This is a genomic window from Pseudomonas arabinosi (genome assembly GCF_047758675.1).
GTDB classification, from domain to species: Bacteria; Pseudomonadota; Gammaproteobacteria; order Pseudomonadales; family Pseudomonadaceae; genus Aquipseudomonas; species Aquipseudomonas arabinosi.
Map to the genome: position 1 here is coordinate 5,791,638 of NZ_CP180480.1, position 23,616 is coordinate 5,815,253.

Annotated in this window: 17 protein-coding genes and 2 pseudogenes; 14 read left to right on the plus strand and 5 right to left on the minus strand. The window is 61.0% G+C overall.

Annotated features, from left to right (window positions below):
- Positions 1-195 precede the first annotated feature (195 nt).
- The 4 genes from ACMXYJ_RS26975 to edd form a co-directional block, all read right to left on the minus strand.
- Positions 196-1,665: an ATP-binding protein gene (locus ACMXYJ_RS26975; protein WP_123367211.1), complete on the minus strand. Its 1,470-nt coding sequence runs from the start codon at positions 1,663-1,665 to the stop codon at positions 196-198.
- Positions 1,655-2,386, minus strand: a complete 732-nt coding sequence (locus ACMXYJ_RS26980) for a response regulator (protein WP_008155851.1) — start codon at positions 2,384-2,386, stop codon at positions 1,655-1,657. Before ACMXYJ_RS26980 ends, ACMXYJ_RS26975 begins: the two co-directional genes overlap by 11 nt.
- 178 nt (positions 2,387-2,564) lie before the next feature.
- The gene (locus ACMXYJ_RS26985; protein ID WP_415757607.1) at positions 2,565-3,515 is read right to left on the minus strand and encodes a glucokinase; all 951 of its coding nucleotides are present in this window, start codon (positions 3,513-3,515) and stop codon (positions 2,565-2,567) included.
- On the minus strand, positions 3,512-5,338 hold the full coding sequence (edd, locus tag ACMXYJ_RS26990; RefSeq protein WP_111451459.1) for a phosphogluconate dehydratase: 1,827 nt from the start codon (positions 5,336-5,338) through the stop codon (positions 3,512-3,514). Before edd ends, ACMXYJ_RS26985 begins: the two co-directional genes overlap by 4 nt.
- Before the next feature lie 220 nt (positions 5,339-5,558).
- Between edd and gap the strand changes: the two genes are divergently transcribed.
- The 10 genes and pseudogenes from gap (at position 5,559) to ACMXYJ_RS27040 (ending at position 16,559) form a co-directional block, all read left to right on the plus strand.
- Positions 5,559-6,560: a type I glyceraldehyde-3-phosphate dehydrogenase gene (gap, locus tag ACMXYJ_RS26995; protein WP_129437806.1), complete on the plus strand. Its 1,002-nt coding sequence runs from the start codon at positions 5,559-5,561 to the stop codon at positions 6,558-6,560.
- A gap of 29 nt (positions 6,561-6,589) precedes the next feature.
- Entirely contained in the window at positions 6,590-7,054 is a 465-nt protein-coding gene (locus ACMXYJ_RS27000; protein ID WP_008155845.1) for a methylglyoxal synthase, read from the plus strand.
- Positions 7,055-7,131: 77 nt separating this feature from the next.
- Complete coding sequence (locus ACMXYJ_RS27005; RefSeq protein ID WP_033056830.1) at positions 7,132-7,650, plus strand: RNA polymerase sigma factor; 519 nt, start codon at positions 7,132-7,134, stop codon at positions 7,648-7,650.
- 196 nt (positions 7,651-7,846) lie between these two features.
- Positions 7,847-8,755 carry a FecR family protein gene (locus ACMXYJ_RS27010; protein ID WP_415757608.1) on the plus strand — a complete coding sequence of 303 codons (909 nt, stop codon included), beginning with the start codon at positions 7,847-7,849 and terminating at the stop codon, positions 8,753-8,755.
- A 122-nt stretch (positions 8,756-8,877) separates the two neighbouring features.
- Positions 8,878-11,442 (plus strand): TonB-dependent receptor, encoded by a 2,565-nt coding sequence (locus ACMXYJ_RS27015; protein WP_415757609.1) that lies wholly within the window; start codon positions 8,878-8,880, stop codon positions 11,440-11,442.
- Positions 11,443-11,555: 113 nt separating this feature from the next.
- Positions 11,556-12,164, plus strand: a complete 609-nt coding sequence (locus ACMXYJ_RS27020) for a biliverdin-producing heme oxygenase (protein ID WP_415757610.1) — start codon at positions 11,556-11,558, stop codon at positions 12,162-12,164.
- A 164-nt stretch (positions 12,165-12,328) separates the two neighbouring features.
- The gene (locus tag ACMXYJ_RS27025) at positions 12,329-12,724 is read left to right on the plus strand and encodes a YbaN family protein (RefSeq protein WP_415757611.1); all 396 of its coding nucleotides are present in this window, start codon (positions 12,329-12,331) and stop codon (positions 12,722-12,724) included.
- A 442-nt stretch (positions 12,725-13,166) separates the two neighbouring features.
- Positions 13,167-14,135, plus strand: a pseudogene (locus ACMXYJ_RS27030) (chemotaxis protein); the annotation flags it as partial.
- 378 nt (positions 14,136-14,513) lie between these two features.
- Positions 14,514-15,041 (plus strand): annotated as a pseudogene (locus ACMXYJ_RS27035) (methyl-accepting chemotaxis protein); the annotation flags it as partial.
- A 186-nt stretch (positions 15,042-15,227) separates the two neighbouring features.
- Positions 15,228-16,559, plus strand: a complete 1,332-nt coding sequence (locus ACMXYJ_RS27040) for a CoA transferase (protein WP_415757612.1) — start codon at positions 15,228-15,230, stop codon at positions 16,557-16,559.
- Positions 16,560-16,692: 133 nt separating this feature from the next.
- Here the strand turns inward: ACMXYJ_RS27040 and ACMXYJ_RS27045 are convergent, their stop codons facing one another.
- Positions 16,693-17,556, minus strand: coding sequence for a DNA-3-methyladenine glycosylase family protein (locus ACMXYJ_RS27045; protein WP_415757613.1), 864 nt, complete (start codon positions 17,554-17,556; stop codon positions 16,693-16,695).
- Positions 17,557-17,745: 189 nt separating this feature from the next.
- Here ACMXYJ_RS27045 and ACMXYJ_RS27050 point away from each other — a divergent pair, with 189 nt between their 5' ends.
- The 4 genes from ACMXYJ_RS27050 to gcvP all read left to right on the plus strand — a co-directional run bounded on the left by ACMXYJ_RS27050 (position 17,746) and on the right by gcvP (position 23,422).
- The gene (locus ACMXYJ_RS27050) at positions 17,746-18,111 is read left to right on the plus strand and encodes a DUF5064 family protein (protein WP_415757614.1); all 366 of its coding nucleotides are present in this window, start codon (positions 17,746-17,748) and stop codon (positions 18,109-18,111) included.
- A 129-nt stretch (positions 18,112-18,240) separates the two neighbouring features.
- Positions 18,241-19,749: a sigma-54-dependent transcriptional regulator gene (locus ACMXYJ_RS27055; RefSeq protein ID WP_415757615.1), complete on the plus strand. Its 1,509-nt coding sequence runs from the start codon at positions 18,241-18,243 to the stop codon at positions 19,747-19,749.
- Positions 19,750-20,174: 425 nt separating this feature from the next.
- Positions 20,175-20,558 (plus strand): glycine cleavage system protein GcvH, encoded by a 384-nt coding sequence (gene gcvH, locus ACMXYJ_RS27060; protein ID WP_007949423.1) that lies wholly within the window; start codon positions 20,175-20,177, stop codon positions 20,556-20,558.
- 11 nt (positions 20,559-20,569) lie between these two features.
- On the plus strand, positions 20,570-23,422 hold the full coding sequence (gene gcvP, locus ACMXYJ_RS27065; RefSeq protein ID WP_415757616.1) for an aminomethyl-transferring glycine dehydrogenase: 2,853 nt from the start codon (positions 20,570-20,572) through the stop codon (positions 23,420-23,422).
- The last annotated feature ends 194 nt before the right edge of the window (positions 23,423-23,616 follow it).

A 23,616-nucleotide genomic window follows, 5' to 3' on the forward strand; every position in this document is an offset into this window, starting at 1 on the left:
CAGTCTAAACAACGGGCGGTGGCGGGCTTGTAACGAAGGGGGCGAGTTATGTCACTGACTTGTGACATTTACCTTGAGGAGTGGGTTGAATGGTCTGACGCCATCGCGAGCAAGCTCGCTCCCACATTGGATTTGTGTACGACGCATCTCCCCTGTGGGAGCGAGCTTGCTCGCGATGGGCGCGACGCGGTCTAACTAATCGACACTACGAGGCAAATGCAACGTCACCCTCAACCCGCCTTCACGCAGGTTTTGCAGGCTGACCTCCCCCCCATGGCTATGCGCAATATTTCGCGCAATCCCCAACCCCAATCCATAACCCTGCTGCTGGCCGGCCAGGCGGAAGTGCGGTTCGAACACCTGCTCCATCCGCTGCTCCGGCACCCCTGGCCCCTCATCATCCACATGCAGGATGAACGCACTCTGGTCGTCATCAATGTGCAAATGCGCTTTCTGCCCATACTTCAAGGCATTGTCGATCAGGTTGCCGATGCAACGCTTGAGCGCCAGCGGCTTCCCCGGATACGCCGCCAGCGCACGCCCTTGTTGAGTGACACGACCATTGCCGTTGGGCGCCAGATACGGCTCCACCAGACAATCCAGTACATGGTTGAGGTCTACCGGTTCAATGTTTTCGTGGATGTCGGTGTCTTTCACGCATTGCAGCGCGCCTTTGACCAGCAGCTCCAGCTCATCCAGATCACGGCCGAACTTGGCTTGCAGCGTTTCGTCTTCGAGCAATTCAACCCGCAACCGCAAGCGGGTAATCGGCGTGCGCAGGTCATGGGAAATTGCGCTGAACAACTGGCTGCGCTCGGTCAGGTAACGGCTGATGCGTTCGCGCATCGCATTGAAGGCGCGGCCGACCTCGACCACTTCACTGCCGCCGCCCTCCGCCACCGGCTCGACTTCCGCACCGAGGGACATGTCCCGTGCAGCCCGCGCCAAGCGCTTGAGTGGCCGGCTCTGCCAGTGCACCAGCAGGCCAATGAACAACAACAGGAAGCCGCTGGTGAGCACGATGAACCAGACCTGTTGCGCCGGCAGGCCTTGTTCTTCAAGACTGGTGTAGGGCTCGGGCAACAGTGAGGCGATGTACAACCATTCGCCCGGCGCCATCTGGATTTGCGTGACCAATACTGGCGGGTTCACGGGTTCCAGGGTCAGCGCGTAATGCGCCCAGGAGCGTGGCAATTCATCGAGTTTCAGCCCGCTGTTGAAGATCCGCAGGTCTTCGGGGCTGACGAACGTCACCGAGATATCCGTGTCCTGACCCAGGGACTGACGCAACACTTCGTCCACCGCTTTGAGCACGGCTTCCTTGCGCGGGGTGATCGGCAGCACTTCCATGCCCAAGGGTTTGTCGTTGAGCGTCACCACAAAACGGGTGCCGCCCATGCTGCGCAACTGGTCGAGCACCAGCGGACGAAAAGCCACTGGCAGCGAGCGGAAGTAACTGACGCTGGCCGTCATCGAATGAGCGAGGCTACGGGCGCTGGTGACCAGGCCTTCCAGTTGGGTGGCGCGCAGTTGCGAGACCCAGATCACGCTCGACAGCGTCTGGGCGAACAGCACCGCCAACAACGTCAGCAGTAACATCCGCCCGAGCAGAGAACGCGGCACCGGAATCCGTGCGGCGAGTTTGCGCAAAAACTCAGTGGCCATTGCTGGCAACCACATTGGCGGCCAGTTGGTAGCCGCTGCCGCGCACGGTACGGATAAGGCGTGGCGGTTTTTCGGTGTCGCGCAGGCGCTGGCGCAAACGGCTGACGGCCATGTCGACGATGCGATCCAGCGGCATCAAATCGCGGCCACGGGTGGCGTTGCCGATGGTGTCGCGGTCGAGAATTTCCTGGGGGTGATCGAGGAACAGTTTGAGCAGCGCGAAGTCGGCGCCGGAGAGAATCACTTCTTCGCCGTCGATGTGGAACAGGCGATGGCTGACCATGTCCAGACGCCAGTCATCGAAGGCGAGCACTTCACTGCCGGAACGCTCCTGACCGAATTGCGCGCGACGCAACAAGGCTTTGATGCGCGCCTGCAATTCACGCGGGCTGAAGGGTTTGCCAAGGTAATCGTCGGCGCCCAATTCCAGACCGATGACGCGGTCGGCCTCATCGGAGCTGGCGGTGAGCATGATGATCGGCACCTGTGCCTGACGCGGGTGCTGGCGGATCCAGCGGCAGAGGCTGAAGCCGTCTTCGTCAGGGAGCATCACATCGAGGATCACCAAATCGCTCGGTGCCTCGTTCATCGCCTGACGAAAGCCTGCACCGTCAGGCGTGGTACGAACCTGGAAGCCGGCGCGGGTCAGGTAGGTGTCCAGCAACTCGCGTATCTCTTGATCGTCATCGACCAACAAAATCGACTTGTTGACTGAGCTCACAGGGGCGGCGTCCTTGTTGTTTGAATTGGGCGGATTATGCCTGATGCACTGAATCTACAAACACCACAAAACCCATTGTGGGAGCGGGCTTGCTCGCGAAGGGGCCATCACATCCAACATCATCGTTGACTGACACACCGCTTTCGCGAGCAAGCCCGCTCCCACATTTGATCGCATTTCAAGCTTGATCGAGCGCAACGCCCGCGCCCATCAGGCCGGAATACGGCGCCGTCACCAGCCACACCGGGATGCCTTTGAAGTAATCGCTCATGCAGCCCTTGTCAGCGAAGCACCGGGCAAAGCCGCTTTCGATGAAGAAATCGGCGAACCGCGGAATCACCCCGCCCACGATGTACACGCCACCACGCGCACCGGTGGTCAGCACGTTGTTGCCGGCCACACGACCCAGCCAGCAGCAGAACTGCTCAAGCACTTCCAGGGCAATCGGATCGCCGGCCAGACCGGCCGCGGTAATCGACTCGGGGGAATCCAGCACCGGTTCATGACCGTCCACCGCACAAATCGCCCGGTAAACCCGAGGCAAACCGCTGCCGCTCAATGCCGTTTCAGCGCTGACATGGCCGATCTCATTGAAGATGTGCTGCCACAACTGAGTTTCCCGCGGACTGCTCAGCGGCAAATCGACGTGACCGCCCTCCCCCGGCAACGCGGCGAAACGACCTTCGCCCAGATCCAGCAACGTGCCGACGCCGAGGCCAGTCCCCGGACCGATCACCACCGCCGGCCGCAACGGTTCCGGCGTGCCTTCGCAGACCACCCGAAACTCGCCCGGCTGCAAACGGGTCATGCCCAGCGCCATGGCCGAGAAGTCGTTGACCAGCAACAGTTGATCCACCTGCAAGGTCTGGCAGAACCCCTTGCGGCTGAGTCGCCAGTGATTGTTGGTGAACTTGAATTCATCGCCGCTGACGGGGCCGGCCACCGACAGGCACACCGAACCGATCGAACCCGGCGCCAGACCGAGCCCGCTCAGATAGAGAGCAATCGCCTCCTCCGGGCTGGCGTGGTCGGCCGTTGCCAGCACCTGGATCGATTCCAGTTGCTGGTTTTTCCACAACGCGAAACGTGCGTTGGTCCCACCGATGTCACCGACCAAAGCCAGTTTCAATTAAGCGTCTCCAGGGCAGAAGTAAAGGCGCTGGCGCCCTGCTCCGCCGAGCTGAAGGCCATGCGCATGAAACCAAACAGTTCGCGACCGCTGCCGATGTTATTGCCCAACAGGCCTTTGGCAGGTTCGCGCGCTGCGAATTCTTCGGCGTCCACCTTAAGCTCCAGAGTGCCTTTGACGCCATCGACGCGGATGATATCGCCCTCTTGGACGCGCGCCAAAGCGCCGCCCACATACGCTTCGGGGCTGACGTGAATCGCCGCCGGGATTTTCCCCGACGCGCCGGACATACGCCCGTCGGTGACCAACGCGACTTTGAAGCCGCGATCCTGCAGCACGCCAAGGAACGGCGTCATCTTGTGCAGCTCCGGCATGCCGTTGGAGCGCGGGCCCTGGAAGCGCATCACCGCGACGAAATCCTTCTCGAGCAAACCGGCCTTGAACGCATCGGCCAAATCCTGCTGATCCTGGAACACCATGGCCGGTGCTTCGACGACCTGATTTTCCAACGCGACGGCGGACACTTTCATGACACCGCGGCCGAGGTTGCCTTCCATCACCCGCAGGCCGCCCTCTGGCGAGAAGGCGCGCGCGACTGGACGCAGGATGGTTTCGTCGAGGCTTTCGATCGGGCCTTCGCGCCAGACCAGTTCGCCGTTATCGAGGAACGGTTCCACGGTGTAGCGGCTCAAGCCATGACCGAGAACAGTATTGACGTTCTCGTGCAGCAGCCCGGCCTCCAGCAATTCGCGGATCAGGAACGACATGCCGCCCGCCGCCTGGAAGTGGTTGATGTCGGCTTTACCGTTCGGGTAGACGTGGCTCAGGGTCGGCACCACCTCGGAGAGGTCGGCCATGTCCTGCCAGGTCAATTGAATGCCCGCCGCCATGGCGATCGCCGGCATGTGCAAGGTGTGATTGGTCGAGCCGCCGGTGGCGTGCAGGGCCACGATGGAGTTGACCAGCGAACGTTCGTCGACGATTTCGCCGATCGGCATGAAGTCGCCGCTCTGCTTGGTCAGACGCGTGACCTGATGCGCGGCTTCGCGGGTCAGGGCATCACGCAACGGGGTGTTCGGGTTGACGAAAGAGGCGCCCGGCAAGTGCAGGCCCATGACTTCCATCAGCAGTTGGTTAGTGTTGGCGGTGCCGTAAAAGGTGCAGGTACCCGGGCTGTGGTAGGACTTCATCTCCGATTCCAGCAGCTCTTCGCGGCTGGCCTTGCCTTCGGCGTAGCGCTGGCGCACGTCGGCTTTCTGCTTGTTGGAAATGCCCGAGACCATCGGCCCGCCCGGCACGAAGATCGTTGGCAGATGACCGAAACGCAGCGCGCCCATCATCAGGCCCGGCACGATCTTGTCGCAGATGCCGAGCATCAGCGCGCCGTCGAACATGTTGTGGGACAGCGCCACGGCGGTGGACAGCGCAATCACTTCGCGGCTCGGCAGGCTCAGCTCCATGCCCGGCTCGCCCTGGGTCACGCCATCGCACATGGCCGGGGTGCCACCGGCGAACTGGCCGACGGAGCCGATTTCACGCAGGGCTTTTTTGATTTGTTCAGGAAAGACTTCGTACGGCTGGTGCGCCGAGAGCATGTCGTTATAGGACGAAACAATCGCAATGTTCGCGGAGTTCATCATCCGCAGACTGTTCTTGTCGTCGGTGCCGCAACCGGCCACGCCGTGGGCGAAGTTGGCGCATTGCAGCTTGCCGCGCATGGGACCGTCGCTGGCAGCACCACGAATCAGTGCAAGGTAAGCCTCACGCGTGGCGCGGCTGCGGGCGATAAGCCGTTCGGTGACCTCAAGGACGCGGGGATGCATGTTTAGAACTCCAGGCTAACGGATGTGGCGACCTGATTGTCTATGCTGAACAAGAGCCGTTGTCGATGGGATGACGGACGGTTTTCTTGATCGGTCGGACCAGTTGATTCAGGTCACTCGTTGTAGATTGAACAAAATATTGCCATTAAAAAGGCTTGTTTTCTATTTTTATGCGAATAATCTTGTAATTCCAACAACAAAACGACGGCGGCCCTGTTAAATGACTCTTCGAATCGCAATCAATGGTTTTGGCCGAATTGGCCGTAACGTCCTGCGCGCACTGTATACCCAAGGGTATCGCCAGGATCTGCAGATCGTTGCCATCAATGACCTGGGCGACAGCGCGATGAACGCTCATCTGCTCAAGTACGACACTGTTCACGGCACGTTCGATGCCGATGTGCAGCACGATCGGGAAAGCCTGACCGTCAACGGCGACCGTATTTCTGTCAGTGCCATTCGCAACCCGGCCGAACTGCCTTGGGCTGCCGAGAAGATCGACGTCGTATTCGAATGCACCGGTTTGTTCACCGACCGCGACAAAGCCGCCGCGCATATTACGGCCGGCGCACGCAAAGTAATCATCTCGGCCCCGGCCAAAGGCGCCGACGCCACCGTGGTGTATGGCGTCAACCACGACATTCTGCGCCAATCGCACCAGATCATTTCCAATGCGTCGTGCACCACCAACTGCCTGGCCCCGGTGGCCCAGGTGTTGCACCGCGAACTGGGAATCGAAAGCGGCCTGATGACCACGATCCACGCCTACACCAACGATCAGCACCTGACCGACGTCTATCATGTCGATCCGTATCGTGCGCGTTCGGCCACCCAAAACATGATCCCGAGCAAAACCGGCGCGGCTGAAGCGGTCGGCCTGGTGCTGCCGGAACTGGCGGGCAAACTGACCGGCATGTCGGTGCGTGTTCCGGTGATCAACGTGTCGCTGGTGGACCTGACCGTGCAACTCAAACGCGAAGCGTCGGCCGATGAAGTGAACGCGCTGCTGAAAGAAGCCAGCCAGCACTCGAAGATTCTCGGTTACAACACCCTGCCGCTGGTCTCCAGCGACTTCAACCACAACCCGCTGTCGTCGATTTTTGACGCCAACCACACCAAGTCCAGCGGCAAGCTGCTCAAGGTGCTGGCCTGGTACGACAACGAATGGGGCTTCTCCAACCGCATGCTCGATAACTGCCTGGCGCTGTGCAACGCTGAATAAGCCGCCGTGAAAAAGCAGGAGCAGCACCGATGATCGGTATCAGCTTTACGCAAAAGACCATGGCAGCGCGCAAGCGTATTGCCTTGGTCGCCCATGACCACTGCAAAGTGTTTTTGCTGGACTGGGCCGAGCGGCAGAAAGACAGGCTCGCACAGCATGAACTGGTCGCCACCGGCACCACCGGGTTGTTGTTGCAACAACGCCTGGATTTGCCTGTGGAGAGCATGATCAGCGGTCCGTTGGGCGGCGACCAGCAACTCGGCGCGCGCATCGCCGAGCAGCGGGTCGACATGTTGGTGTTCTTTTGGGACCCGTTCGAACCACAGCCGCACGACCCGGACATCAAGGCGTTATTGCGCGTCGCGGCGGTCTGGAACATTCCCGTCGCCTGCAACGAATGCAGCGCCGACTACCTGCTGAGCAGCCCGATGATGGAGCAGGCGCACGAACATCGGATCCCCGATTACGCGACCTATCTGTTGGGCCGCGCCTGAACCTTCACAAATCAGCACTTGACCACTCGAGCGGATGATAAGCATTATCATTCGCTCGAAATGGATCAGGTCCTCCCGTGAGTCAATCTCGCTTCAATCACGTCTTCATCGCCCAGCGAGTCTCTCTGCTGCGCACATTGGAGCGGATGGTCAACAATCACAGCACCGCCGAAGACCTCCTGCAGGAGACCTACCTGCGAGTGACCCGGGCGCTCAGTGAGCGGGCCATCGATCACCTTGAACCGTTCGTTTTCCAGACCGCCCGCAACCTGGCGCTGGACCATTTGCGTGCGCGGCGAATCCAGTCGCGCACGATGCTCGACGACGTGCCGCTGGACGTGGTGGAAAGCGTCGCCGCCCCCGCCAGCAGTGCCGAGGACGCCGCCCATGCCGAACAATTGCTCGAGCGCTTGAACGTGAGCCTCAATGAACTCAGCGCCCGTCAGCAGCAGATTTTCATCCTCAGTCGTCTGCACGGACACAGCTATCTGGAGATCGCCGAGAAGCTTGGCGTGTCATTGAGCACCGTGCAAAAGGAGCTGAAATTGATCATGGCGATCTGCATCGGCGTGGCCGAACGGTTAAACGGCGACTGAATCTGTAGGTTAATTCTCTAGCTGTGAGGATGACCTGCACTGACTATCGGGCTTTGCTACCCTTGCCCCACTTTCAAGCTTCACTAAAAAAACAGCGGTGCCAAGACACTGCCGAGGAAACACCGTGACGGACACGCTTCCAGTGCCTCCCCCCGCCCCCCCTCCGCCCTCCCCGGCGCGGGCCCCCGCAAGTGCGATGGACCAGGCCCTGGACTGGCTGATCGTGCTGGACAGTCCGAGCGAGGAACAGACCCGACAGTTTCACGACTGGCTCGCCGCCCATCCGTTGCATGCCGAGGCGTTCGCCAAGGCTCAGGCGATCTGGGAAGGCCCGCAGGTCGTGCAATGCGCGCAAAGCCTGGCCGCCCTGCCGCCGAAAGTGACCGTCCTGTCGCGCCTGCGCCCGCACTGGAAACCCTTGGCCACCGCCGCCGTGTTGATCCTCGGTTTGTTCAGCTTCAGTAATCTGCCGATTCGCCTGCAGGCTGATCACCTGACCGTGGTCGGTGAACGCCAGCGGCTGCAACTGGAGGATGGCTCGAAGGTCCTGCTCAATACCAATTCGGCCTTCTCCAGCACCATCAACGATCAACAGCGCGTTGCCCGCTTGTATCAGGGCGAGGCGTTTTTCGAGGTAACGGCCAATCGTGGCCAGCCGCTGGAAATTGACGCCGGGCCGGTCAAGGCCAGCGTTCGGGACACCGCGTTTGCGGTGCGTTATCTGGACGGTGTGGCGCAGGTCCGGGTGCAGCGTGGGGATGTCGACTTGCGAGCAACCCGCGATGACGCGCGAATTCGTTTGTCCGCCGGAGAAAGCGTCCGTATCGGCCCCAACGGTTTCGATCGCCCCGCCAAACTCGATGCCGCGACTGACCTGGCATGGGTCCAGGGTCGACTGGTGTTCGAAAACTGCCCGCTGAGCCAGGTGCTGGCGGAGCTGCGTCGTTACTATCCAGGCTGGATTATCAACAACAACGAGCAGTTGGCCGACATCGCCGTCACCGGCAATTACCGCCTCGACCAGCCATTGGACGTGGTCCGTTCGCTGGCCCACATCACCTCGGCGCGACTCCAGGAGTTCCCGGCGCTGGTGATTTTGAACTAAATGAGAATTATTTTTACTCGATAGCCAACGCCCGTACGTCTCGTTATAGCCAATGCAATTGATTCGCATCTACAGATGCCGATCAGCACCTATAAAGATTCGTGCGACACGGAGCGCTATCGATGTCCTCTCGCCTTACCCGCCAACCCTCTTCACCTTCTCGCGTGCTGTCGTTGCTGACCGCCGCCATCCTGATGGCCGGCAGCGCGCAGCTCTACGCCGCCACCGCTGCCGAGCAACCGACCCGCAACATGGGCGATTACGCGTTCGCCATCCCCCAGCAGTCGCTGGTCTCGGCACTCAATGCCTTTACCGCCGTGACCGGTTGGCAGGTCGGCTTGCCGGCAGAACTGGCTGAAGGCGTGGCCTCGCCGGGCGTACGGGGTTCGCTGCCGCCAGAGAAAGCCCTCGATCGCCTGTTGGTGGGGACCAACCTGAGCTATCGCAAAATGGGCACCAACAACATCGTGCTGGAGAAGCGCAGCAACAGCAGCGCGCTCAACCTGGACCAGGTGACCATCAGCGCCACCCGCCAGGAACAGGACGTGAACAGCGTGCCGAGCACCGTCACCGTCCAGACCCGCGAAGAGCTGGACCGCAACAACGTAAACAACATCAAGGATCTGGTGCGCTACGAGCCCGGTGTTTCGGTGGGCGGCGCCGGTCAACGCGCCGGCCTTACGGGCTACAACATCCGCGGCATCGACGGCGACCGCGTACTGACCCAGATCGACGGTGTGCAAGTACCCGACAGCTTCTTCAACGGCCCTTACGCGCAGACCAACCGCAACTACGTCGACCCCGAAATCGTCAAGCGCGTCGAGATTCTGCGCGGCCCGGCATCCGTGCTTTACGGCAGCAACGCCATCGGCGGCGCGGTCAGCTACTACACGCTGGACCCGGACGACATCATCAAACCAGGCAAGGATGTCGGCGCACGCCTGAAAACCGGCTACAGCTCGGCCGACGACAGCTGGTTGACCTCCGGCACCGTGGCCGGTCGCACCGGCGACTTCGACGGCCTGTTGCACTTGAGTCAGCGCAATGGTCATGAAACAGAGTCCTACGGTGAAACCGGCGGCACCGGCCTGAACCGCACCGAGGCCAACCCCGAGGACGTGCGCACCACCAACGTGCTGGCCAAACTGGGCTGGGACTACGCCGACGATGCGCGCTTCGGCCTGACTTACGAGCACTACAAGGATGACCGCGACACTAATCAACTGAGCGCAGTGGGCGGTCCGTTCAACGCAGGACGTGGTTTCGGTTTCTATAAATCCCGTACCGGCAACGACACGGTCACCCGCGAACGCTTCGGTCTGGAACACAGCTTCGGCCTGGACAGCGTCCTGGCTGACAACATCAAGTGGACGCTGAACTACCAGATCGCCAAGACCGACCAGAGCACCGAAGAAATCTACGCGCCATCGCGCACGGTGCTGCGCAACCGCGATACCACCTACAAGGATCGCCAATGGGTGTTCGATGCCCAGGCTGACAAGTCGTTTGCCATCGCCGACACCGACCACACCATTACTTACGGCACCACGATCAAACAGGACAAAGTCACCGGCCTGCGCACCGGTAGCGGCACCTGCCTGACCGTGGCCGGCGCTTGCCGTGTCATCGGTGCCGCCAGCGCCGCCGATACGCTCAAACCAGCCAGCGATTTCCCGGACCCGACCATCAACAGCTACAGCCTGTTCGCTCAGGATCAGATCAGTTGGGGCAACTGGACTTTCCTGCCCGGCGCACGCTACGACTACACCGAGCTCAAGCCGCACATCACCGACGAATTCCTGGTCACCGCCGATCAGAGCGGCAACGGTGTGGTGAGCGAAGACACCAAGACCTGGCATCGTCTGTCGCCAAAATTCGGCACCACCTATAACTTCAACGATCACTACACTTGGTATGGCCAGTACGCCGAAGGCTTCCGCACGCCGACCGCCAAGGCACTGTACGGTCGCTTTGAAAACCTGGCCGGCGGTTATCAGGTCGCACCGAATCCTGATCTGGAACCGGAAAAGAGCAAGAGCTATGAAACCGGCCTGCGCGGCCAGTTCGAGGCAGGCACTTTCGATGTGGCGGTGTTCTACAACAAATACCGCGACTTCATCGATGAGAACGCCATCACGCCCGGTTACACCGAGACCACCTTCCAGAGCAACAACATCGCGCACGCCACCATCAAAGGCGTGGAGCTCAAGGGTCGCCTGAACCTGGACAGCTTCGGCGCGCCGACCGGCCTCTACACCCAAGGTTCGGTGGCTTACCTGTACGGCCGAAACGATGACAACGGCCAGCCGCTGAACAGCATCAACCCGCTGACTGGCGTGTTCGGCCTGGGTTACGACCAGGACAACTACGGCGCCCTGTTGAGCTGGACACTGGTCAAACGCAAGACCCGCGTCGACAGCACCAGCTTCAAAACCCCGGACGGCACCAGCACCCAGTTCAAGACCCCGGGTTATGGCGTGCTCGACCTGGCCGGTTTCTACAAGGTGACCGACGACGTAACCGTCAACGCCGGTTTGTACAACCTGACCAACAAGAAGTACTGGCAGTGGGATGACGTGCGCGGTTACGACAGCGTCGGCGAAGCCTCGGTCACGCAACCGGCCAACCTCGACCGCCTGACCCAGCCGGGTCGCAACTTCGCGATCAACCTGGTCTGGGATATCTGACCCTGCCACCTCACTGCGCTGCTTTATAGAAGTGGCGAAGTGAGGTTTTTTTACTGTCAGGCGCCTGCTTGTTCGTCTCGTTACCAAGCGCCTCTTTTTCTCAAGGACTTCTCATGACCGCTCAGGACACTGCTCAACGCCCCGCTCTGCGTTCGCAACGTTTGAACCAGATCACAAACGAGCCTCATACCAAGCTGGATGCCTTGGTCAAAGCCCACGCACCGTTCGAAACCCAGGCCAACTTCGCGCGCTTCGTGGTGGCTCAGTATTTGTTTCAGTCGGAACTGGTGTCGCTGTACAACGATGCCGAAATGACCGCCATCGTCCCGGACCTGCCAGCTCGCTGCCGTGCTGAAGCGGCCAAGGCTGACCTCGCTGATCTGGAAACCGAAGTTCCGGCCCCCGTCGCCGGGGCGGTGAAGAACCCAACCAAAGCCGAGGCGCTGGGTTGGCTGTTCGTGTCGGAAGGTTCGAAACTTGGTGCGGCGTTTCTGATCAAGCGTGCTGTGGGGCTCGGATTAAGCGAAACCTTTGGTGCCCGCCATCTTGGTGAACCGGCCGGTGGTCGCGCTGAAGGCTGGAAGAGCTTCGTCAAAACCCTCGACGGGCTGGAACTCAGCGCACAAGAAGAAGCCCAGTTGGATAAAGGCGCTATCGACGCGTTCAACCGCTTCACCGTATTACTGGAACAGGCCTACGCCTCCACCCCCGAACTCGCCTGAAGAAACACATTCCCCCTGTAGTAGTGAGCCTGCTCGCGATGACGGAGTGTCAGTCGACATCATTGCCGCCTGACCCACCGCTATCTCGAGCAGGCTCACTCCTACAAGGGACCGAGTGTGCCTGCAAGATCCCGATCAAGCCTTAGTCGCGCAACTTGAGCCCAATGCCTCACCCAACCACCTCAAAACTCACCCGAATCCTCTTCGGTCTCCTGGCCTACATCAGCCTGGGCATCGGCCTGATCGCCATCGTCATACCCGGCCTGCCGACCACCGAGTTCATCCTGCTGGCCGCCTGGGCCGCGACCAAGAGTTCGCCGCGCCTGAGTGCCTGGCTGGAAAACCATCGGCTGTTCGGTTCCATCCTGCGTAACTGGCGCAACGGCAAAATCATCGCCCGCCGAGCCAAGATCAGCGCCACCGTCAGCATGCTGCTGTGCGCCGGGTTGATGCTGGTGATGCTCGAACCTGGCTGGCCGATCTTCCTGGCGATTGCCGGCATGAGCCTGGGCAATCTGTGGATCTGGTCGCGGCCGGAATCATTGCCGACAATTTCCTGAATTTTTGTCCTTTTCAGGGCATTTTCCTGCGCAAACGTTCACCTGCTACCGTTCGTCGGCTTCGCGTTCATGCAACCTGCGCCTGCGCCGATGTGCATTAAATGGCGCTGAATGGACTTGGCGAACCGGGTCGATCCCGACTCACAGCCAACACCTCATCCATTCGCGAGTTCGTCCTATGTTCGACTCTCTTTCCATCCGCCTGAAAATCGTCCTGCTGTCCGGTCTGTGCCTGCTGGGCGTGGTCGCCCTGATCGTCGGCATGAACATCTACCAGACCGATCAGAACGATGAACTGGTCAGCGCTTCCAGCAGCAAGATGCTCACCGCCAGCGTGCAGGACTTGCTCCAGGCCAAGGCCGCCGAGCAAGCGGTGCGGGTGCAGAAAACCTTCGGCGAAAGCCTGCTGGTGGTGACCGCCCTGGCCGATCAGATCGAGGACATGCGCAACCTGGCGAGCAAGCGCTCCCTTGACGCCGGCGCCCTGCGTGAAGAGTTGAACCAGAGCCTGAAAACCGCCTTCGAGCGCAACAGCAAAGTGCTCGGCATCTGGCTGGCATTCGAGCCCAATGGCCTCGATGGCAAGGACAGCGAATTCGCCAACGATGCGGCTCGCCAGTCCAACGAAGCCGGTCGTTTCGCCAGCTACTGGAGCCGTGCCGGCGGTGTCGGGATCAACACGATCATGGTCGAAGACGACATGACCAAAACCACCTTGAGCCTCAGCGGCACGCCTTACAACAGTTGGTACACCTGCCCTCGCGACAGCAAGCGCACCTGCCTGCTCGACCCGTATGCCGACACCGTCGCCGGCAAGGAAATGTTGATGACCACCATTTCCGTACCGCTGCTGGTGGATGGCAAATCCATCGGCGTGGTCGGTGTGGACATCGCCCTCGACGCCCTGCAAGCAGCAGCGGTCGACTCCCAACGTGATCTGTTCAACAGCGCCGGGCACATGCTGATCGTCTCCGGCAGCGGTGTACTCGCCGGTTACAGCGTCGACGCGAGCAAGGTTGGCAAAAGCATCGGCGACACCCTGGGCGCAGACGGCAAGGACGTCCTGCAATTGCTCAGCGGTGGGACGCCGAAAATTCTCGAACAGGGCGACCTGATCCGTGCGGTGTACCCGGTCAGTCCGATTGCCGAGTCCAAGGCCTGGGGCGTGGTGATCGACCTGCCGAAACAAGTGTTGCTGGCCGACTCGGTCAAGCTGCAAGCCGTACTCGATGACGCCCAGCAAAGCGGCACGATCAAAGCCGTTTTGGTGGCGGTGATTGCCGGGCTGGTCGGACTGTTGTTGATCTGGCTCACGGCGTCCGGCGTGACTCGGCCGATCAACAGCGTGGCCGAAATGCTCAAGGCGATTGCCAGCGGCGACGGCGACCTGACGCAGCGTCTGCACTACAGCAAGAAAGACGAACTGGGCGAACTGGTGAGCTGGTTCAACCGTTTCCTCGACAAGCTGCAACCGACCATCGCGCAGATCAAACAAAGCATCACCGATGCGCGCGGCACCGCCGACCAATCTTCGGAAATCGCCCGCCAGACCAGCGAAGGCATGCAGGTGCAGTTCCGCGAAATCGACCAGGTCGCCACCGCGTCCAACGAAATGAGCGCCACCGCCCACGACGTCGCCAACAGTGCGTCGAACGCGGCTAACGCGGCCAAGGGTGCCGACCAGTCGGCCCGCGACGGCATGCAGATCATCGAACGCAGCACCCGCGACATCAATCAACTGGCCGACGAAGTCAGTAAGGCGGTGACCGAAGTCGAAGCACTGGCGGTCAACAGCGAGCAGATCGGCTCGGTGCTGGAAGTGATCCGCAGCATCGCCGAACAAACCAACCTGCTGGCGCTCAACGCGGCGATTGAAGCGGCACGTGCCGGCGAAAGCGGTCGCGGGTTTGCGGTGGTCGCTGATGAAGTGCGCAACCTGGCCAAACGTACGCAAGATTCGGTGGAAGAAATCCGCATCGTCATCGAGCGCATCCAGACCGGCACTCGCGGCGTGGTTGCTACCATGCATTCGAGCCAGACACAGGCTCACAGCAACGCTGGACAGATCCAGCAAGCGGTGCAGGCCTTGAGCAAGATCAGCGACGCGGTGACGGTCATCAGCGACATGAACCTGCAAATCGCCAGCGCCGCCGAACAGCAAAGCGCGGTGGCCGAAGAGGTCAATCGCAACGTCTCGGCGATCCGCACCGTCACCGAAACCCTGACCGGCCAGGCCACCGAATCGGCGCAGATCAGCAGCCATCTCAATTCGTTGACCACCCACCAGATGAAATTGATGGATCAGTTTCGGGTTTAAACAGGCACCACCTAACAATGTGGGAGCGGGCTTGGTCCGGGCGGCGTTCCGACGAAAGCGTAGTGTCAGTCGATATCAATGTTGCTGACCCACCGCCTTCGCGAGCAAGCCCGCTCCCACAATGGGATTTCATCCGGCCTGGCAATTTTTTGATCTATGATCAGGCCCTCTCCCGGAGGGCCTTCGATGACTGATTTACTCACGTCCATTCAAGCCGCACTCGGCTTGCCTCACACCCAGGTCAAGTTCACCTCGAGCGGCGCCCTGCCCTCGGCGTTTGCCGTCACCGATCTGGCGTGCGCCAGCATTGCCGCTGCCGGCCAGGCTGTCAGCGAATGGCTACAGCAACAAACCGGTCGCTTACCCAGCCTTGAGGTCGACCGCCGCCTGGCCTCCTTTTGGTTCGCCACTTCGATCCGCCCGATAGGCTGGAGCGTCCCGCCGCTGTGGGATCCGGTCGCCGGTGACTACGCGACCAAAGACGGATGGATCCGCCTGCACACCAACGCGCCCCATCACCGCGCCGCTGCCGAAAAAGTGCTCGGTGCCTGCGCCGACCGTGCAGCGATGGCGAGCAAGGTTGCTCAATGGGCCAAAAGCGATCTGGAGCAGGCCGTGGTCGATGCCGGTGGCTGCGCCGCCGAGATGCGTAGCTGGGCGCAATGGCAGACGCATCCCCAAGGTCAGGCGGTGAACGCCGAGCCGCTGATTCAGTTTGCTGAAAACAGCCGCCAGAACGCGAAACCGTGGCAAGGCTCGGTGGCGCAACCGCTGGCCGGGATCAAGGTGCTGGATTTGACCCGAGTGCTCGCCGGACCGATCGCCAGCCGTTTTCTGGCAGGCCTCGGCGCCGACGTTTTGCGGATCGACCCACCGACCTGGAACGAACCCGGTGTGGTGCCGGAAGTCACCTTGGGCAAACGCTGCGCACGCCTGGACCTGCACGACAAGACTGATCGCGCGGTGTTCGAAAGCCTGCTCAAGGACGCTGACATTCTGCTCCACGGCTACCGCGCCGACGCACTGGAACATCTGGGTTACGGCGTCGCCGAACGCCAGAAACTGGCGCCCGGCCTGATCGACGTCAGCCTTAATGCTTACGGTTGGAGCGGCCCCTGGCAGAACCGCCGCGGCTTCGACAGCCTGGTACAAATGAGCAGCGGAATCGCCGACGCCGGCCTGCAGTGGAAGCGCTCGGACAAACCGACGCCATTGCCCTTGCAAGCGCTCGATCACGCCACCGGGTATTTGATGGCGGCCAGTGCGATTCGATTGTTGGGGCGTAGTGGATCGGCGCGGTTGTCGTTGGCGCGTACGGCGAAGTTGCTGATTGAAAATGGTCCGGGAACAGATGAGCCGTTGCGGGCGGAGGATGACAACGATCAAGGGCTGTTGATCGAGCAGACGCCTTGGGGACCGGCGCATCGGTTGCAGGTACCGCTTAAGATCACGGGGACGCCGTTGCAGTGGGCTCTTGCGGCCAGCGAACTGGGTTCCCATCGCGCGCAGTGGTGGTGACTGTCCGATAGCCTTCGCGAGCAAGCCCGCTCCCACATTTGACCGGGTTCATCCAGATGGAATGCGATTAAATGTGGGAGCGGGCTTGCTCGCGAAGGAGCCCGAACATTCAGCATAGATGTTCGATCAATATTCAGTCCGTTCGACTCAGTGATGTCCAAAGCAGCTGCGCCGCATAGCCTCGATAAGGTCGCCACGCTTCAGCACGCTGCAACAATTGCCGAGCCGTCACCGCCTCACCCTCTAGCGCTGCCAACGCATTGATCAACCCCACATCCCCGCTTGGAAACGCATCCAGATCGCGCAACTGCCGCAAGGCAATGTATTGCGCCGTCCAGTCACCAATCCCGTGCAACGCCAGCAACCGCGCAACGCCTTCCTCCCGATCCGGCTCAAACAATAAAGGATCATCGAGCAACGCCTGAGCCACACCCGACAGGGTTCGACCACGGCTTTTCGGCATCCCCAACGTTGCCAGATCCACTGACGCCAAAGCAGCAGCCTGAGGAAACACATGGGTCACGCCGGGCAACGACGAAGCCAACGACTCGCCATGCTGCGCCACCAATTTCCCCGTCAGTTTAATAGCCGCGCCCACGCTAATCTGTTGCCCCAACACCGCACGAATCGCCAACTCCAGGCCATCCCACGCCCCCGGCACCCGCAACCCCGGGCGCTCGGCAATCAACCGCGCCATCAAGGGATCAACCGCCAGTTCCCGATGAATCGTTGCCAGGTCCGCATCCAGATCAAACATCCGCCGCAGCCGCGCGGTGATCTCCGGCACGGCCGCTGAATCAGGAAAATCCAGCGTCACTTCAAGTGCATCCGTCGCCGCGGGCTTGATCGAAAACGTGCCATGAACTCCGTTCAACCCGATGCTGCGCGAGTAAACGCCGTCAACCACGACCTCGATCCCGACGATCGCCCGCGCCGACAAAAACCCCAGCATCGCCGACCAGTCATAGGGCTGTAGGTACTCCAGCAGCACCTTCATAATGCCTCCAATTGCCGATGAGCCCCCGCTGACCAGATGAACCAAGTTCACCCGACAGACTGGAAAAGTCGCGGTGATCGGTCCACTCTCGGACACGGCGACACCCGGATAAGCTATCAATAAAAGAAACTCCGAGGGCAGGCCTGAGGTCTGCCCTGATTCAATGCCTTTTTGAAGGAGAAACGCTAAATGGCTATGTTCGAGCCCGGTCACCTGCACATCGAGCGCCACGCGCTGACCAAGGACGATTACGGTTACAACCTGCACATCGAATATGCAATCAGCCAGGATCCCCAGGAAGGCGAAGGCATGCTGTTCAAGATGCATGGCACGGTTGGGGACAAGGAGTTGAAGGAAGAATTCTTCCTGCCCAAGGATCAGGCGTTCGACTTCGCCCGGCATGCCACGCGCATCGCGCAGAAGTACGGGATGCCCAAAGAGGCCAGTATCGGCTCGATACACAAGGAGTACGACGCCATGTTTGAAGATGTGCGGGCGCAGCTCCACGTCAAATCCGGCGACCCGGTCAAACCTGAGCATCTGGATCGAATCTGAGACACCCCTTGAACGTTCCCGCGCGCCTGCGTGGGAACGATCAATTAGAAGTCCCGCGCAAGATTTCACCATTGGCCCGCCCCAAGGCATACTTGCCACCCTCCGCACTCCAGAACCCAAAAACGCCCCATGCGTATCCACGTCAGCTTCATCGACCGCGTCGGCATTACCCAGGAAGTCCTGGCCCTGCTCGGTGGGCGCAATCTCAATCTGGATGCAGTGGAAATGGTTCCGCCCAACGTCTACATCGACGCCCCGACCCTGAGCCCGGAAGTCCTCGAAGAGCTGCGCGATGCGTTGTTCAGCGTGCGCGGCGTGCAAGCAGTGACGGTGGTCGACATTCTTCCCGGTCAGCGTCGGCACCTGCAGCTCGATGCGTTGCTCGCGGCCATGACCGACCCGGTCCTGGCACTGGACAGTGCCGGCAAGGTGCTGCTGGCCAACCCGGCGCTGATTGCGTTGTACGGTCGCGAGCCTGACGGCGAAAGCATCGCCGACCTGTTCGCCGACCCCGCACTGCTCGAAGCCCTGCTGGAAAACGGCTTCCGCCTGCCGCTGCGGGAAGTCACTGTCAACGGCCAGACGTTGCTGCTGGACGCCACACCGATTACCGACGCCGGCGCCCTGCTGACCCTGTATCAACCGAACCGCATCGGCGAACGCCTCTCGGCGCTGCACCACGACCATGCCGAAGGTTTCGATGCGCTGCTCGGCGAGTCCCCGGCAATTCGGACCCTCAAGGCCCGTGCCCAGCGCGTTGCGGCCCTCGATGCGCCGTTGCTGATCCAGGGCGAAACCGGCACCGGCAAAGAACTGGTGGCGCGAGCCTGCCACGCCATCAGCGCTCGGTACAGTTCGCCATTTTTGGCGCTGAACTGCGCGGCATTGCCGGAGAACCTCGCCGAAAGCGAACTGTTCGGCTACGCCCCCGGCGCCTTCACCGGCGCGCAACGGGGCGGCAAACCCGGGCTGATGGAACTGGCCAACCAGGGCACGGTGTTTCTCGATGAGATCGGCGAGATGTCGCCGTATTTGCAGGCCAAGTTGCTGCGCTTCTTGAACGACGGCAGCTTCCGCCGGGTGGGCGGGGATCGTGAGGTGAAGGTCAATGTGCGGATCCTCAGCGCTACGCACCGTGATCTGGAGAAAATGGTCAGCGAAGGTTCTTTCCGTGAAGACCTGTTCTATCGCCTCAATGTCCTGAACGTCGAAGTCCCGCCCCTGCGCGAACGCGGCCAGGACATCCTGCTGCTGGCCCGCTACTTCATGCAGCAGGCCTGCGCGCAGATCCAGCGCCCGGTCTGTCGCCTGGCGCCCGGCACCTATCCGGCACTGCTCGGCAATCGCTGGCCGGGCAACGTGCGGCAACTGCAGAACGTGATCTTCCGCGCCGCCGCCATTTGCGAAAGCACCCTGGTGGACATTGGCGACCTCGATATCGCCGGCACCTCCGTGGCACGTCAGAGTGACAGCGAAGTAGACAGCCTCGAACAAGCCATGGAAGAGTTCGAAAAAACCCTGCTGGAAAAACTCTACGTCAGCTACCCCTCGACCCGCCAACTGGCCAACCGCCTGCAAACCTCTCACACCGCCATCGCCCATCGGTTGCGCAAGTACGGCATTCCCAATAAGCCGTAAGGCTTCTGTATTGATCGTTCCCACGCTCTGCGTGGGAATGCAGCCCGGGACGCTCCGCGTCCCAAAGCGGACTCAGAGCGTCCATTGAGGAGTTCCCGCGCAGAGCGTGGGAACGATCATTTACGCAACTCAAAAACGACCTCCATCTGTACTGAAAGCGCTACAGCGGAACGATATCGCTACACCTTCTCCTGATCACCGCTGTGCAAGGCTTTGATCCACTTAGGCTTTTTTCTCCACCTTGTGCTGTAGCGATTTCGCTACAGCCAGCAAACTCTTGTACCTCGAACAAACACACAAGCTATTGATTTATAACGATTAAAAAACATTGGCCGCGATTTTGCTTAGTAACCATCCATAAAGTACGGCATTGCCGAGTATTCAATCGCGTCCACCAGACGAGTCTGGCCCCCTTAGGAGTTTCCATGAGCGAGTTGCGTTTTACTGAAGATCACGAATGGCTGCGTACCGAAGCTGACGGCACCGTCACAGTCGGCATCACCGCTTTCGCACAGAACGCCTTGGGCGACGTGGTTTTCGTACAACTGCCTGAGCTGCAGTCCTACGATAAAGGCGCTGAAGCCGCCACCGTGGAATCGGTAAAAGCCGCCAGCGGCGTGTACATGCCGCTGGACGGTGAAGTGCTGGAAGTGAACCCGGCGCTGGACAGCAGCCCTGAACTGGTCAACGAAGATCCGCTGGGCGAAGGCTGGTTCTTCCGCTTCCAGCCAACCGATGCATCGGCTGTCGCCAAACTGCTGGATCAAGACGCTTACGACCGTCTGATCAAAGCCAACGCCGAAGCCTGAGGAGCGCTGACATGACTCAAGTAAGCCTGACCACCGCCAACGAATTCATCGCCCGCCACATCGGCCCGCGTGCCGGCGACGAGCAAGCCATGCTCAACAGCCTCGGTTTCGACTCGCTGGAAGCCCTGAGCGCCAGCGTCATCCCCGACAGCATCAAGGGCACCAGCGTCCTCGGCCTCGAAGACGGCCTGAGCGAAGCCGATGCCCTGGCCTTGATCAAGTCCATCGCCGGCAAAAACCAGCTGTTCAAGACCTACATCGGCCAGGGCTACTACGGCACCCACACGCCGTCGCCGATCCTGCGCAACCTGCTGGAAAACCCGGCCTGGTACACCGCCTACACCCCGTACCAACCGGAAATTTCCCAGGGCCGTCTCGAAGCGCTGCTCAACTTCCAAACCCTGATCAGCGACCTCACCGGCCTGCCGATTGCCAACGCCTCGCTGCTGGATGAAGCCACCGCCGCCGCCGAAGCCATGACCTTCTGCAAACGCCTGAGCAAGAACAAGGGCAGCCACGCCTTTTTCGCCTCCGTGCATTGCCACCCGCAAACCCTCGACGTGCTGCGCACCCGGGCCGAGCCGTTGGGCATCGACGTGGTGGTCGGCGACGAACTCGAACTGACTGACGTGACGCCATTCTTCGGCGCCCTGCTGCAATACCCGGCGAGCAACGGTGACGTATTCGATTACCGCGAGCTGACCGAACGCTTCCACGCCGCCAATGCACTGGTGGCGGTCGCCGCCGACCTGCTGGCCCTGACCGTGCTCACCCCGCCGGGCGAATTCGGTGCCGACGTGGCCATCGGCAGCGCACAACGTTTCGGCGTGCCGCTGGGCTTCGGTGGCCCGCACGCGGCGTACTTCTCCACCAAGGACGCGTTCAAGCGTGACATGCCGGGCCGTCTGGTCGGCGTCTCCGTCGACCGTTTCGGCAAGCCGGCGCTGCGCCTGGCGATGCAGACCCGCGAGCAACATATCCGCCGCGAGAAGGCCACGTCGAACATCTGTACCGCGCAAGTGCTGCTGGCCAACATCGCCAGCATGTACGCCGTGTACCACGGCCCGAAAGGCCTGACGCAGATTGCCAACCGCGTGCATCACCTGACCGCGATTCTGGCTAAAGGCTTGAGCGCATTGGGCCTGAAGGTCGAGCAAGAAAACTTCTTCGACACCCTGACCCTGAACACCGGCGCCAACACCGCCAAGCTGCACGACCAGGCGCGCGCGCAGCAGATCAACCTGCGCGTGGTCGATGCCGAACGTCTGGGCCTGTCTCTCGACGAAACCACCTCGCAAGCCGACGTGGAAACCCTGTGGGCCCTATTGGCCGACGGCCAAACCCTGCCGGACTTCGCGGCATTGGCTGCCACCGTGCAAAGCACGATCCCGGCCGCGCTGATGCGCCAGTCGCCGATCCTCAGCCACCCGGTGTTCAACCGTTATCACTCGGAAACCGAGCTGATGCGCTACCTGCGCAAGCTCGCCGACAAGGACCTGGCCCTAGATCGCACCATGATCCCGCTGGGTTCGTGCACCATGAAACTCAACGCCGCCAGCGAAATGATCCCGGTGACCTGGGCCGAATTCGGCGCCCTGCACCCGTTCGCCCCGGCCGAGCAAAGCGCCGGTTATCAGCAACTGACCGACGAACTGGAAGCGATGCTCTGCGCCGCCACCGGTTACGACGCGATCTCGCTGCAACCGAACGCCGGTTCCCAAGGTGAATACGCCGGCCTGCTGGCGATTCGTGCCTATCACCAGAGCCGTGGCGAAGACCGTCGCGACATCTGCCTGATCCCCTCGTCCGCCCACGGCACCAACCCGGCCACCGCCAACATGGCCGGCATGCGCGTGGTTGTCACCGCGTGCGATGCCCGTGGCAACGTCGACATTGAAGACCTGCGGGCCAAGGCCATCGAGCACCGCGAACACCTCGCCGCGCTGATGATCACCTACCCGTCGACCCACGGCGTGTTCGAAGAAGGCATCCGCGAAATCTGCGGCATCATTCATGACCACGGCGGCCAGGTGTACATCGACGGCGCCAACATGAACGCGATGGTCGGCCTCTGCGCGCCGGGCAAGTTCGGCGGCGACGTGAGCCACCTGAACCTGCACAAAACCTTCTGCATTCCGCACGGCGGTGGCGGCCCGGGCGTCGGCCCGATTGGCGTCAAGTCGCACCTGACCCCGTTCCTGCCGGGTCACGGCACCATGGAGCGTAAAGAAGGCGCGGTCTGCGCGGCACCGTTCGGCAGCGCGAGCATTCTGCCGATCACCTGGATGTACATTCGAATGATGGGTGGCGCGGGTCTGAAACGTGCGTCGCAACTGGCGATCCTCAACGCCAACTACATTTCCCGTCGCCTCGAAGAGCACTATCCAGTCCTCTATACCGGCAGCAACGGCCTGGTGGCGCACGAATGCATCCTCGATCTGCGTCCGCTGAAAGACAGCAGCGGCATCAGCGTCGATGACGTCGCCAAGCGCCTGATCGACTTCGGCTTCCACGCCCCGACCATGTCGTTCCCGGTCGCCGGCACGCTGATGATCGAGCCGACCGAAAGCGAATCCAAGGAAGAACTGGACCGTTTCTGCGACGCCATGATCCGCATCCGCGAAGAAATCCGCGCAGTGGAAAACGGCACCCTGGACAAGGACGACAACCCGCTGAAAAACGCCCCGCACACCGCGGCGGAAATCGTCGGCGAGTGGACCCATCCGTACAGCCGTGAGCAAGCGGTGTATCCGGTTGCGTCGCTGATCGAAGGCAAGTACTGGCCACCGGTCGGTCGCGTCGACAACGTGTTTGGCGACCGCAACCTGATCTGCGCCTGCCCGTCGATCGAAAGCTACGCTTAAACGAATAAGGGGGCGGGTTTACTCGCCCCCAAATTCAAGAACACCACAAAACCCTTGTAGGAGTGAGCCTGCTCGCGATAGCGGTCTTTCAGTCGACATTTATGGTGAATGTCAGTCCGTCATCGCGAGCTGGCTCACTCCTACAAGGGATCTGTGGAAGGTTTCAGATTGCGCCCATACCCATAACAAGAAAC